14 protein-coding genes are annotated in these 12,933 nt (G+C 61.1%); 6 read left to right on the plus strand and 8 right to left on the minus strand.

Going from position 1 to position 12,933, the window contains the following annotated elements:
* Positions 1–23: 23 nt before the first annotated feature.
* The 3 genes from infA to aat all read right to left on the minus strand — a co-directional run bounded on the left by infA (position 24) and on the right by aat (position 1,786).
* Positions 24–242, minus strand: a complete 219-nt coding sequence (infA, locus tag P2T68_RS14455; RefSeq protein ID WP_002553999.1) for a translation initiation factor IF-1 — start codon at positions 240–242, stop codon at positions 24–26.
* Between the two features lie 100 nt (positions 243–342).
* Positions 343–1,050, minus strand: a complete 708-nt coding sequence (locus P2T68_RS14460) for an arginyltransferase (RefSeq protein WP_024076163.1) — start codon at positions 1,048–1,050, stop codon at positions 343–345.
* Between the two features lie 55 nt (positions 1,051–1,105).
* On the minus strand, positions 1,106–1,786 hold the full coding sequence (gene aat, locus P2T68_RS14465) for a leucyl/phenylalanyl-tRNA--protein transferase (protein WP_024076162.1): 681 nt from the start codon (positions 1,784–1,786) through the stop codon (positions 1,106–1,108).
* Between the two features lie 497 nt (positions 1,787–2,283).
* On the opposite strand from aat, the gene ftsK reads away from it, so the two are divergent.
* From ftsK to cysG, 6 genes are read left to right on the plus strand one after another with little or no spacing between them, the layout of a single operon-like run.
* A complete protein-coding gene (gene ftsK / locus P2T68_RS14470) occupies positions 2,284–4,689 on the plus strand; it encodes a DNA translocase FtsK (RefSeq protein ID WP_024076161.1) in 2,406 nt (801 codons plus the stop codon).
* Positions 4,690–4,744: 55 nt separating this feature from the next.
* A complete protein-coding gene (gene lolA / locus P2T68_RS14475; RefSeq protein ID WP_069076504.1) occupies positions 4,745–5,368 on the plus strand; it encodes an outer membrane lipoprotein chaperone LolA in 624 nt (207 codons plus the stop codon).
* A 27-nt stretch (positions 5,369–5,395) separates the two neighbouring features.
* Positions 5,396–6,718, plus strand: a complete 1,323-nt coding sequence (locus P2T68_RS14480; RefSeq protein ID WP_024076159.1) for a replication-associated recombination protein A — start codon at positions 5,396–5,398, stop codon at positions 6,716–6,718.
* A complete protein-coding gene (gene crcB / locus P2T68_RS14485) occupies positions 6,718–7,092 on the plus strand; it encodes a fluoride efflux transporter CrcB (protein ID WP_024076158.1) in 375 nt (124 codons plus the stop codon). The genes P2T68_RS14480 and crcB overlap by 1 nt, the downstream gene beginning before the upstream one ends.
* A 16-nt stretch (positions 7,093–7,108) precedes the next feature.
* A complete protein-coding gene (gene serS / locus P2T68_RS14490) occupies positions 7,109–8,389 on the plus strand; it encodes a serine--tRNA ligase (RefSeq protein WP_024076157.1) in 1,281 nt (426 codons plus the stop codon).
* On the plus strand, positions 8,390–9,784 hold the full coding sequence (cysG, locus tag P2T68_RS14495) for a siroheme synthase CysG (protein WP_024076156.1): 1,395 nt from the start codon (positions 8,390–8,392) through the stop codon (positions 9,782–9,784). It abuts the gene before it with no gap.
* 106 nt (positions 9,785–9,890) lie between these two features.
* Here the strand turns inward: cysG and P2T68_RS14500 are convergent, their stop codons facing one another.
* The 5 genes from P2T68_RS14500 to tusC all read right to left on the minus strand — a co-directional run bounded on the left by P2T68_RS14500 (position 9,891) and on the right by tusC (position 12,933).
* A complete protein-coding gene (locus P2T68_RS14500; RefSeq protein WP_024076155.1) occupies positions 9,891–10,886 on the minus strand; it encodes a glutathione S-transferase family protein in 996 nt (331 codons plus the stop codon).
* Between the two features lie 88 nt (positions 10,887–10,974).
* Positions 10,975–11,976: a glycosyl transferase family protein gene (locus P2T68_RS14505; RefSeq protein ID WP_024076154.1), complete on the minus strand. Its 1,002-nt coding sequence runs from the start codon at positions 11,974–11,976 to the stop codon at positions 10,975–10,977.
* Entirely contained in the window at positions 11,973–12,308 is a 336-nt protein-coding gene (locus P2T68_RS14510) for a TusE/DsrC/DsvC family sulfur relay protein (protein WP_024076153.1), read from the minus strand. The genes P2T68_RS14505 and P2T68_RS14510 overlap by 4 nt, the downstream gene beginning before the upstream one ends.
* A complete protein-coding gene (tusB, locus tag P2T68_RS14515) occupies positions 12,305–12,583 on the minus strand; it encodes a sulfurtransferase complex subunit TusB (protein WP_024076152.1) in 279 nt (92 codons plus the stop codon). The genes P2T68_RS14510 and tusB overlap by 4 nt, the downstream gene beginning before the upstream one ends.
* Positions 12,583–12,933, minus strand: a complete 351-nt coding sequence (tusC, locus tag P2T68_RS14520) for a sulfurtransferase complex subunit TusC (RefSeq protein WP_024076151.1) — start codon at positions 12,931–12,933, stop codon at positions 12,583–12,585. Before tusC ends, tusB begins: the two co-directional genes overlap by 1 nt.

Here is a 12,933-nt window from a genome sequence, read left to right on the forward strand (position 1 = left end):
CCGGGCGTTTTGTATTGACTTGATTAGCGAGCGCGGTAAGTGATGCGCCCTTTGCTCAAGTCATAGGGCGTCAGCTCGACGCGCACTTTGTCACCGGTAAGAATACGAATGTAGTTCTTGCGCATCTTGCCGGAGATATGCGCGGTTACGACGTGCCCATTTTCCAACTCCACACGAAACATGGTGTTGGGCAGGGTGTCGACGACAGTGCCTTCCATTTCGAAGCTGTCTTCTTTCGACATGCAGTAAAGCCCTCGGTATCCAGTGAATGGCCCGGTGCAACTGCGCCAGGCAAAAGCGGCGTGCATTGTGCCCGAAAAAGGGTGTTTAAGCCAAGGGGTTCTAGTTAAGCGTGACCCATCTTTGATTAATTAGCAGTTCAATGGGCCGATATTGGGTCTTGTAGTTCATCTTTTTGCAGTTTTTGATCCAGTAGCCCAGGTACACCGCCTCCAGTTCCAGGCGTAGAGCTTCGCCGATTTGCCAGAGGATCGCGAAACGTCCCAGGCTGCGACGTTCCTCGGCCGGCTCATAGAAGGTATAGACCGCCGACAGGCCGTTGGGCAGCAGGTCGGTCACGGCGACGGCCAGCAGGCGGCCGTCGAGGCGAAACTCGTAGAAGCGCGAGAAGGGCAGGTCGCGCACCAGGAACGTGGAAAACTGGTCGCGGCTGGGGGGGAACATATCGCCGTCGGCATGGCGTTGTTCAATGTAGCGCTGATACAGGTCGAAGTATTCTTCGCTGAATCGAGGCTTGCTCGCGGTGACAGTCAGGTCGGCATTGCGCTTGAGGATGCGCTTCTGGTTACGATCGGGTAAAAACTGCGCCACCGGGATGCGTGCCGGCACGCAGGCATTACAGTTCTGGCAGTGGGGCCGGTAGAGGTGATCGCCGCTGCGCCGAAAACCCATTTCCGAAAGGTCGGCATACACATGCACATCCATCGGCTGGCTGGGGTCGAGGAACAGGGTGGTGGCCTGTTCGTCTGGCAGATAGCTGCAAGAGTGGGCTTGAGTGGCATAAAACTTCAAACGCGCCAGCTCGGTCATGATCAACCCTCGGATAAGCTTTGAAATAAGTGTAAGCCAGGTGCGCGGATGTCGCCTAGGAAACCCACGGCCCAGAGCTGGGTTGATCCAAGTGGTCGTGCAGGAAGCCGGCGAACTCGCTGCGGGGAATGGCGCGGGCGCCCAGGCTGTGCAGGTGATCATTGGGCATCTGGCAGTCGATCAGCACAAACCCCCAGGCCTGCAATTGACGGGTCAGCGTGACGAAGCCAAATTTCGAGGCGTTGTCAGCGCGGCTGAACATGGACTCGCCAAAAAAAAGCTGGCCCATCGCCAGGCCATACAGCCCGCCCACCAGCTCTCCGTTGTCCCATACCTCCACGGAGTGCGCATAACCGCGTTTGTGCAGCGCCTGGTAGGCGCTCTGGATGCCTTCGGTGATCCAGGTGCCATCGGCATAGGCGCGGGGCGCGGCGCAGGCCTGGATGACCGCTGCGAAGTCCTGGTCGAACGTCACGGTATAACGCTGTTGGCGCAATAATTTGCCCAGGCTGCGGGATACGTGCAGCTCGTCCGGAAAAATCACGGTGCGCGGGTCCGGCGACCACCACAGGATCGGCTGGCCTTCCGAGAACCATGGAAAGCAGCCATGGCGGTAGGCCTGGATCAATCGTTCGGCCGACAGGTCGCCACCGGCGGCGAGCAGGCCGTTGGGTTCGCGCATGGCTTTGGCCAGCGGCGGGAACGTCAGGGTATTGCGTTGCAACCAGGTCAGCATGGCATCCAGGCTTACGGAAGGGGAGGGGAGTGGCAGGCATGTTGCCTGCCCCAAGGGGGTGATTATTGTCGACCCAGCGCCATGGGGCCAGTCCGAATCGGCCATTGGCGTGGATTAACGTGAGCGGAAGGTTCTGCAACTCTGTGCGCGAGGTGTGGTCGTAATCGGGTCTGGCCGATGCAGGCCATTTGCCAAGCTTGCCTGGATTGGCAAAAACAGCTCATAAGCCTTTGTCAGCAAAGACAATGCATGCTCAAATTGAACATGGTGTGACACACAATTGGCTATGCTGCCTGAAGAAAGGCAAGTGGCGTGGCATCGGGGGCACAAACCCGTACAATGCGGCCATTGTGGCGTTATCGCCGTTTCGTGAATCAGTCACGGAATGTTAAAAGTAAATTCAACAATGTTCGTTCATTTTTCAACTGCTCGGATTGAGCGGTAGTGTGCAGTCATTCAACAGATGGACGCGCTGAAGGCGCAGGAAAAGACCCGTTTTGAAGAAATCCACCGCGACACCCAAGACAGTCGTGCCGGCCTGGCGCCAGCACCTGCACTATCGACTCAAGGAAGGTGCGCTGATCGCTATCGGTGCGTTGTGCCTGTTCCTGATGATGGCCTTGCTCACCTATGGCAAGGACGATCCGGGTTGGAGCCACAACAGCAAGATCGAAGACGTGCAGAATTTCGGTGGGCCTGCCGGTTCCTACAGCGCCGATATCCTGTTCATGGTATTGGGCTACTTCGCTTATATCTTCCCGCTGTTGCTGGCGATCAAGACCTGGCAGATCTTCCGCCAGCGTCATGAGCCGTGGCAGTGGAGTGGCTGGCTGTTTTCCTGGCGGCTGATCGGCCTGGTGTTCCTGGTGCTGTCCGGCGCGGCGCTGGCTCATATCCATTTCCACGCGCCCACCGGCCTGCCGGCGGGCGCGGGTGGCGCATTGGGCGAAAGCCTCGGCGACCTGGCGCGCAAGACCCTGAACATCCAGGGCAGCACCCTGATGTTTATCGCATTGTTCCTGTTCGGCCTCACGGTGTTCACCGACCTGTCATGGTTCAAGGTGATGGACGTGACCGGCAAGATCACCCTTGACCTGCTGGAACTGTTCCAAGGCGCTGCCAACCGCTGGTGGGCGGCCCGGGTCGATCGCAAGCGCATGGTCGCGCAACTGCGTGAGGTGGACACCCGCGTCAACGAAGTGGTCGCGCCGAGTACGCCGGATCGCCGCGAGCAAGCCAAGGTCAAGGAACGCTTGATCGAGCGCGAGCAGGCCCTGAGCAAGCACATGTCGGACCGTGAGAAACAGGTGCCACCGGTGATCGCCCCTGCGCCGACCAAGGCCCCGGAGCCGAGCCATCGCGTCCAGAAAGAGAAGCAGGCCCCCTTGTTTGTCGACAGCGCGGTCGAAGGCACCTTGCCACCGATCTCGATTCTCGACCCGGCCGAAAAGAAACAACTCAATTATTCCCCTGAGTCCCTGGCGGCCGTCGGCCACCTGCTGGAAATCAAGCTCAAGGAATTTGGCGTCGAGGTATCGGTGGATTCGATCCACCCCGGCCCGGTGATTACCCGTTACGAAATCCAGCCCGCCGCTGGCGTCAAGGTCAGCCGCATTTCCAACCTGGCCAAGGACCTGGCGCGCTCCCTGGCCGTGACCAGCGTGCGCGTGGTGGAAGTTATTCCCGGCAAGACCACCGTGGGTATCGAGATTCCCAACGAAGACCGCCAGATCGTGCGCTTCTCCGAGGTGCTGTCGACGCCGGAGTACGACAACTTCAAATCGCCGGTGACCTTGGCTCTGGGCCATGATATCGGCGGCAAGCCGGTGATCACCGACCTGGCCAAGATGCCTCACCTGCTGGTGGCCGGTACCACCGGTTCCGGTAAGTCGGTGGGTGTGAACGCGATGATCCTGTCGATCCTGTTCAAGTCCGGCCCGGAAGACGCCAAGCTGATCATGATCGACCCGAAAATGTTGGAATTGTCGATCTACGAAGGCATTCCACACCTGCTTTGCCCGGTAGTCACCGACATGAAGGACGCCGCCAACGCCCTGCGTTGGAGCGTGGCCGAGATGGAGCGCCGCTACAAGCTGATGGCGAAGATGGGCGTGCGTAACCTGTCGGGCTTCAACGCCAAGGTCAAGGAAGCCCAGGATGCCGGCACGCCGTTGACCGACCCGCTGTACAAGCGCGAAAGCATCCACGACGAAGCGCCCTTGCTGAGCAAGCTGCCGACCATCGTGGTGGTAGTCGATGAATTTGCCGACATGATGATGATCGTCGGCAAGAAGGTCGAAGAACTGATCGCACGTATTGCCCAGAAAGCGCGTGCGGCCGGTATCCACTTGATCCTCGCCACCCAGCGTCCTTCGGTGGATGTGATCACCGGCCTGATCAAGGCCAACATTCCGACCCGGATGGCGTTCCAGGTTTCCAGCAAGATCGACTCGCGTACCATCATCGACCAGGGCGGCGCCGAGCAATTGCTGGGGCACGGTGACATGCTCTACATGCCGCCGGGCACCAGCCTGCCGATCCGGGTCCACGGCGCCTTCGTTTCCGACGACGAAGTGCATCGCGTGGTGGAAGCCTGGAAACTGCGCGGCGCGCCGGAGTACAACGATGACATCCTCGCCGGTGTCGAAGAGGCCGGCAGCGGCTTCGACGGTGGCAGCGGCGGCGGTGACGATGATGCCGAAACCGATGCGCTGTACGACGAGGCCGTGGCGTTCGTGCTGGAAAGTCGTCGCGCCTCGATCTCCGCGGTGCAGCGCAAGCTGAAGATCGGCTACAACCGCGCCGCCCGTATGATCGAGGCCATGGAAAACGCTGGCGTCGTCACCGCAATGAACACCAACGGCTCGCGCGAAGTCATCGCTCCTGGGCAGATGCGCGACTGATCACGCGCCGCGTGGCATTACGCGGCGCGCCTTAAACGACTCAATGAGGACTCCCATGCGTCTTATCCGCATGCTGTTGTTGCCGGCACTGGCCCTGACTGCTGTCTCGGCCCACGCTGACCAGGCTTCCGTCGACAGCTTGAAAAACCTGTTGGACAAATCCCAGACCCTGACTGCGCGCTTCTCCCAGCTGACCCTGGATGCCGGTGGTACCCGGTTGCAGGAAACCGCGGGTGAGATGGCCGTGCAGCGTCCAGGCCTGTTTTACTGGCACACCGAAGGTAAGGCTGAACAGACCATCGTTTCCGACGGCAAGAAGGTCACGCTGTGGGATCCTGACCTGGAACAGGCGACCATCAAAAAGCTGGATCCGCGTCTGAGCCAGACTCCAGCTTTGTTGCTGTCGGGCGACGTGTCGGAAATCAACAAAAGCTTCGACATCACCTCCAAGCAAACCAGCAATGTGATCGAATTCACCCTCAAGCCGAAATCCAAGGACACGCTGTTTGACAGCCTGAACCTGTCGTTCGGCAACGGCATGATCAACAACATGCGCCTGATCGACAGTGTCGGCCAGCGTACCGATATCCTGTTCTCCGGGGTCAAGGCCAACCAGCCGGTACCGGCATCCAAGTTCAAGTTCGACATCCCCAAGGGTGCCGACGTGATCCAGGAATAACCTGCCTAGAGGTCTCAAGCGCTGCCCATGGATCTGTTTCGAAGTGACCCGATTGCCCAGCCCCTGGCCGCGCGCTTGCGCTCCACCAACCTGGATGAGTATGTCGGTCAAGAACACCTGCTCGCTCGCGGTAAGCCTCTGCGCGAAGCCCTGGAGCAGGGTGCGCTGCACTCGATGATTTTCTGGGGGCCGCCGGGCGTGGGTAAAACCACCCTGGCCAGGCTGCTGGCGAAGGTCTCCGACGCGCACTTTGAAACGGTCTCGGCGGTCCTGGCCGGGGTCAAGGAGATCCGCCAGGCCGTCGAGGTCGCCAAGCAGCAGGCCGGGCAATACGGTAAGCGCACCATCCTGTTCGTTGACGAAGTGCATCGCTTCAACAAGTCGCAGCAGGATGCATTTTTGCCTTATGTCGAAGATGGCACGCTGATCTTTATCGGGGCCACCACCGAGAACCCGTCCTTCGAATTGAACAACGCCTTGCTCTCTCGGGCGCGGGTCTATGTGCTCAAGAGCCTCGACGAAGCGGCGATGCGCAAGCTGCTGCATCGCGCCTTGAGCGAAGACAAGGGCTTGGGCAAGCGCCAGCTGAGCCTCAGTGACGAAGGCTTCAAGATCCTGCTGAGCGCTGCCGACGGCGACGGCCGACGTTTTCTCAACCTGTTGGAGAACGCCTCCGACCTGGCCGAAGACGGCAGCGAAATTGGCGTTGACCTGCTGCAAAGCCTGCTCGGCGATACCCGCCGCCGCTTCGACAAGGGTGGCGAAGCCTTCTATGACCAGATCTCCGCACTGCACAAGTCGGTACGTGGTTCCAACCCGGACGGCGCGCTGTACTGGTTCGCGCGGATGATCGATGGCGGGTGTGACCCGTTGTACCTGGCGCGCCGCGTGGTGCGCATGGCCAGCGAAGACATCGGCAACGCCGACCCGCGCGCCTTGAGCCTATGCCTGGCGGCCTGGGAGGTGCAGGAGCGCCTCGGTAGCCCTGAAGGCGAGTTGGCGGTGGCCCAAGCCATCACCTACCTGGCCTGCGCGCCAAAAAGCAACGCGGTGTACATGGGGTTCAAGTCGGCCCTGCGGGCCGCCGCCGAGCATGGTTCCCTCGAAGTACCGCTGCACCTGCGCAATGCCCCGACCAAACTGATGAAGCAACTGGGCTATGGCGATGAATATCGCTATGCCCACGATGAGCCGGACGCCTATGCCGCCGGCGAAGATTACTTCCCCGACGATCTGGAGCCGCAGCCGTTCTACCAGCCAGTGCCTCGCGGCCTGGAGCTGAAGATCGGTGAAAAGCTCAATCACCTCGCCCAACTCGATCGCCTCAGCCCAAAACAGCGGAGAAAGTAGTGCTCAAGACGATTCTTGCCGTGTCCGTTGCCGGCATCGCTGGTACATTATTGCGTTTCGCCACCGGTACTTGGGTAAACGCCAATTGGCCGAAGCATTTTTATGCGGCGACCCTGGCCGTCAACCTGGTGGGTTGCCTGATCATTGGGCTGTTGTACGGCTGGTTCCTGTTGCGCCCGGAAGTGCCGATTGAAATTCGGGCCGGCTTGATTGTCGGCTTTGTAGGCGGTCTGACGACCTTTTCATCCTTTTCACTGGATACGCTGCGCCTGCTGGAAAGCGGGCAGGCCCTGGTCGCCTTCGGGTACCTGGGCATCAGCGTGTTCGGCGGGCTGCTCGCCACCTGGGCCGGCCTGTCCTTGACCAAACTTTGATAAACGAGAGAACGACATGCTCGATTCCAAACTGTTACGTAGCAACCTTCAGGACGTAGCGGACCGCCTGGCATCCCGTGGCTTTGCCTTGGATGTTGCGCGCATCGAAGCGCTGGAAGAACAGCGCAAGACCGTCCAGACCCGCACTGAAGCACTGCAGGCTGAGCGTAATGCGCGTTCCAAATCCATCGGTCAGGCCAAGCAGCGCGGCGAAGACATCGCGCCGTTGATGGCCGATGTCGAGCGCATGGGCACCGAGCTGTCCGACGGTAAAATCGAGCTGGAGAAGATTCAGGGCGAGCTGGATTCAATCCTGCTGGGTATTCCCAACCTGCCGCACGAGTCCGTGCCGGTGGGCGCCGATGAAGACGGCAACGTCGAAGTGCGCCGCTGGGGCACGCCGAAAACCTTTGATTTCGAGATCAAGGACCATGTCGCCCTGGGCGAACTGAGCGGTGGCCTGGATTTCGAAACCGCCGCCAAGCTGTCCGGCGCGCGCTTCGCCCTGCTGCGTGGACCGATCGCGCGCCTGCACCGTGCCCTGGCGCAGTTCATGATCAACTTGCACACCGGCGAGCACGGTTACGAAGAGGCGTACACGCCTTACCTGGTTCAGGCGCCGGCCCTGCAGGGGACTGGGCAACTGCCGAAGTTCGAAGAAGACCTGTTCAAGATCGGTCGCGATGGCGAAGCCGACTTGTACCTGATCCCGACCGCCGAAGTGTCGCTGACCAATATCGTGGCCGGCGAGATCCTCGACGCCAAGCAACTGCCGATCAAGTTTGTCGCACACACGCCGTGCTTTCGCAGTGAGGCCGGTGCATCGGGTCGCGATACCCGCGGCATGATTCGCCAGCACCAGTTCGACAAGGTCGAGATGGTGCAAGTGGTCGAGCCGTCGACCTCCATGGAAGCCCTCGAGGGGCTGACCGCCAACGCCGAACGCGTCCTGCAATTGCTGGAGCTGCCGTACCGCGTACTGGCGTTGTGCACCGGCGACATGGGCTTCAGCGCCGTGAAGACCTACGACCTCGAAGTATGGGTGCCCAGCCAGGACAAATACCGCGAGATTTCGTCGTGCTCCAACTGCGGTGATTTCCAGGCGCGTCGCATGCAGGCGCGTTTCCGCAACCCGGAAACTGGCAAGCCGGAACTGGTGCACACCCTCAACGGTTCGGGCCTGGCCGTTGGCCGCACCCTGGTGGCGGTGCTGGAAAACTACCAGCAGGCCGACGGCTCGATCCGTGTACCTGACGTGCTGAAGCCCTACATGGCGGGCATTGAGGTCATCGGCTAAATGGAATTTCTGCCGCTGTTTCATAACCTGCGCGGCAGTCGTGTGTTGGTCGTCGGTGGCGGGGAGATTGCCTTGCGCAAATCCCGGCTGCTGGCCGACGCCGGTGCGTTGCTGCGGGTGGTTGCTCCCCAGATTGAACCCCAGTTGCGTGAACTGGTGCTGGGCAGTGGCGGGGAGCTGATGTTGCGCGGTTATCAGGAGGCCGACCTTGAGGGGTGCACCCTGATCATCGCCGCGACGGATGACGAACCACTGAATGCGCAGGTGTCCAGTGATGCCAGGCGCCGTTGTGTGCCGGTCAACGTGGTGGATGCGCCGGCCTTGTGCAGCGTGATCTTCCCGGCGATTGTCGACCGTTCGCCCTTGGTGATCGCGGTGTCCAGCGGCGGCGACGCGCCGGTGCTGGCGCGCTTGATCCGCGCCAAGCTGGAAACCTGGATTCCGTCTACCTACGGCCAATTGGCCGGGTTGGCGGCGCGTTTCCGCGCCCAGGTCAAAGCCTTGTACCCGGATGTGCAGCAACGCCGCGCGTTCTGGGAGGAGGTGTTCCAAGGCCCGATTGCCGACCGGCAACTGGCCGGGCAGGGCGATGAGGCCGAGCGCCTGCTGATCGACAAGGTCAACGGTGCGCCGCCTTATGCGCCGGGTGAAGTCTATCTGGTCGGCGCTGGCCCGGGCGATCCGGACCTGCTGACCTTCCGCGCCTTACGCCTGATGCAACAAGCCGATGTGGTGCTGTATGACCGCCTGGTGGCGCCGGCGATTCTCGAGCTGTGTCGTCGCGATGCCGAGCGGGTATATGTCGGCAAGCGTCGCGCCGATCACGCCGTGCCCCAAGACCAGATCAACCAGCAATTGGTGGACCTGGCCAAGCAAGGCAAGCGCGTGTTGCGCCTCAAGGGGGGGGATCCGTTCATCTTTGGGCGGGGTGGCGAAGAAATCGAGGAACTGGCGGCCCATGGCATCCCGTTCCAGGTGGTGCCGGGAATTACCGCCGCCAGTGGTTGCGCGGCGTATGCCGGGATTCCGCTGACACACCGCGACTATGCGCAATCGGTACGCTTTATCACCGGGCACTTGAAGGACGGTACCTCGGACCTGCCTTGGCAGGACCTGGTGGGGCCTTCGCAGACGCTGGTGTTCTACATGGGCCTGATTGGCTTGCCGATCATCTGCGAGCAGTTGATCAAGCATGGTCGCGCGGCGGATACCCCGGCAGCGCTGATCCAGCAGGGCACTACCGCCAACCAGCGCGTGTTTACAGGCACCTTGGCTGACTTGCCGCGCATGGTAGCGGAGCATGAAGTGCATGCGCCGACGCTGGTGATTGTCGGTGAGGTAGTGGTGTTGCGTGAGAAGCTGAAGTGGTTTGAAGGCGCCCAGGCCCAGGTCTGAGCCTAAATGCATCGGGGGCAAGCCCCCTCCCACATTTTGGAATGCATTCCAATGTGGGAGGGGGCTTGCCCCCGATAAGGCCATTTGATCCAACCAGTCCTCTGGATCAGCTCCAGACACCCTTACCGCTCAGCCGTCCACGATCATGCTTGGCATCGAACGCCTGCAACGGCCCCTTCGGCACAATCCCGGTCGGATTGATCGTCCGGTGGCTGGCGTAGTAATGCCCCTTGATGTGCTCGAAATCCACCGTCTCGGCCACGCCCGGCCACTGATACAGCTCCCTCAACCAATTCGAAAGGTTCGAATAATCGGCAATCCGCCGTAGGTTGCATTTGAAGTGGCTGTAGTACACCGCATCAAAACGAATCAGCGTGGTAAACAGCCGCACATCCGCTTCGGTCAGGTATTCGCCTGCCAGGTAGCGATGGTCGCCCAGGTGCTGTTCCAGGTAGTCCAGTTCGGCAAACACATCATCAAACGCGCTTTCGTACGCTGGCTGCGAAGTGGCGAAGCCTGCGCGATACACACCGTTGTTGACGGCGGGGTAGATGCGCTCGTTCAGCGTGTCGATGCTTGGGCGCAGCGTCTCGGGGTAGAAGTCCAGGGTATTGCCGGTCAGTGCATTGAACGCACTGTTAAACATGCGAATGATCTCTGCCGATTCGTTGCTGACGATGCGATTCAACTGCTTATCCCACAGCACCGGCACGGTAACGCGCCCGGTGTAGTCGGCGGTGTCGGCGGTATAGCGTTGGTGCATGAAGTCGAAGCCATCCAGCGTATCGCCACTGGAGCCGAGGGCCTTGTCGAAGGTCCAGCCGTTTTCCAGCATCAGCCAGCTGACCACGGAGACGTCGATCAGGCTTTCCAGGCCCTTGAGCTTGCGCAGGATCAGGGTACGGTGCGCCCAGGGGCAGGCCAGGGAAACATACAGGTGATAGCGACCGGCCTCGGCCTTGAAGCCACCCTCACCACTTGGCCCGGGCTGGCCATCGGCGGTCACCCAGCTGCGGCGTTGCGCCTGTTCCCGTTGGAAGGCGCCATCGGCGCTACTTTCGTACCACTGGTCATGCCAGTGTCCTTTGATCAGCAAACCCATGATGGGCTCCTTGGCTAATAAACGTTGGAGCCCAGTCTAGAGGGATGAGTTCGAACTAAAAGCGCAAAGACCGGAAGTTAATGATCGATTAAATCGATTTGTCCCGCGCGTCCCAGTATTGCTGGGCCAATTCGAACGCCTGTTCCCGTGGGTGGCCGAGGCCGCGCAGCGCCAACGCCATGGTGGCGATCAGGGCCAGTTGCGGGTAGCTGTCCTCGACGTCGCCGCGCCACAGTGCCTTCAAGTGCTCCGGCTCAAGCGTGGCCGGCTTGACATGGCGCTGGGCGGAGAGGGCGGGCCATTCTTCGTCCCAACTGGCCCCGCCCGTGGTGCCGTACAGGTGGCTGAGCGTGTCGGGGTTGATCTCGATCTCGCCACCGTCGCCCTTGACCACAATCACATTGTCGCCAAGCAGGCCGCTGGCATCGCGATGAACACCCTGGTAGCCCGGGTGGAAAATGCTTTGCAGGCCGCACCGGGCATTCAGTGGGTTGAGCAGGCGCGCCAGGGAGTGGATCGGTGAACGCAGGCCCAGGGTATTGCGCAAGTCGATCATGCGTTGCAGTTGCGGTGCCCAATCGCCGAGCGGGATAAACGCCAGGTTGCCGTGTTCATAGGCCGCCTCCACCTGCTGCCAGTTGCGGCACAGCGGGATCTGCAAGCCTTCCAGCAATTGCTCGGTGTACAACCGGCCGGCGGTGTGTGCGCCGCCGCCGTGCATCAGGATGCGCACGCCATGTTGCGCCAGGCATTTGGCCGCCAGCAGGAACCAGGGCAGGTGGCGTTTCTTGCCGGCATAGGTTGGCCAGTCGACATCTACGTTCAGTGCCGGTGCGTGCAGGCGTTCGCGCACGGCTTCGGTGAAGCCAGCGAGCTCTTCAGGGCTTTCTTCCTTATGCCGCAACAGCATCAGGAAGGCGCCGAGCTGGGTGTCCTCGACCTTTTCATCGAGCAGCATGCCCATGGCTTCGCGCGCTTCTTCGCGGGTCAGGTTGCGCGCGCCGCGTTTGCCTTTGCCCAGGATGCGTACGAATTGCGCAAAGGGGTGCTCGGCAGGGGTTTCGAGGGTCAGCGGGGCAAAGTCGGTCATAAGCAATTCGTCGGCCTTGGCAGGCCCGCCAGCTTGGCGGCGAGTTTGGCGGGAGTGCCGTTGAACAGTTTGTTGAGGTGCAGGCTGTTGCCCTTTTCCGGGCCCAGCTTCAAGGCGGTGTACTTGATCAGGGGGCGCGTGGCGGGGGACAGCTGGAATTCGGCATAGAACTGGCGCAGTAACTCGAGGATTTCCCAGTGGTCCGCGGTCAACTCCAGAGGCTCGGCGGCGGCCAGGGCGTTGGCCACGTCGACGGACCATGCATTCAGGTCGACGAGGTAACCGTCCTTGTCCAGTTCAAGGGTACGAGCGCCTACGGTCAGGGTGTTCATAACCAGCTGTTGACCTTGTCGTAGTCAATCGACAACTGCACGAAACCCGGGTAGTCCACGCTATCGGCCCAGTCTGGCAGCGGTAGATTACGCGCCAGCATGTCCTCGGCCAGCACAAAGACCTTCACCCCCCTGGTCAGCAGGGCAGGGGCGTGCAGCCCGTAGGCGCCATCGCCGCAGAGCAGGATGGCGTCCTCGCTGCCGCAGATACGCAGGCAGCTCTCGAGGCGGCTATCGGTAAACGGGGAGTGGGATATCACATGTAAAGTCGACATCAGAGGGTGATCACCTGGTCGTAACGGTCAATCAGCTGGGTGATGGCTGCGCTGTCCAGCGGCTGGGCAAGGGTCGAGTGCACAAGCCCGCGGGCGGCGAGGCTGTGGCTGCAGGCGAACACGTCGTCGATGCCAAACAGTCCCAGCGCCTGCAGGTTGGCGCTGAGGTCTTTTTGCTGCACGGCCTTGGCGTCCTGGTGCGGGGCCAGTTGGAACACGCCGTCATCGAGCAATAGCAGGCCGATGGGCAGGTCGAACGCGCCGCCGGCCAGCACGATGTCCAGGGCCTCCCGCGCACTCGGCCCGGACCAAGGCGCCTGGCGGCTGATCACCAGCAAGGATTTGGCCAT

Origin of the sequence: Pseudomonas sp. G11, assembly GCF_029457515.1 — a bacterium.
Taxonomy (GTDB): Bacteria; Pseudomonadota; Gammaproteobacteria; order Pseudomonadales; family Pseudomonadaceae; genus Aquipseudomonas; species Aquipseudomonas gorinensis.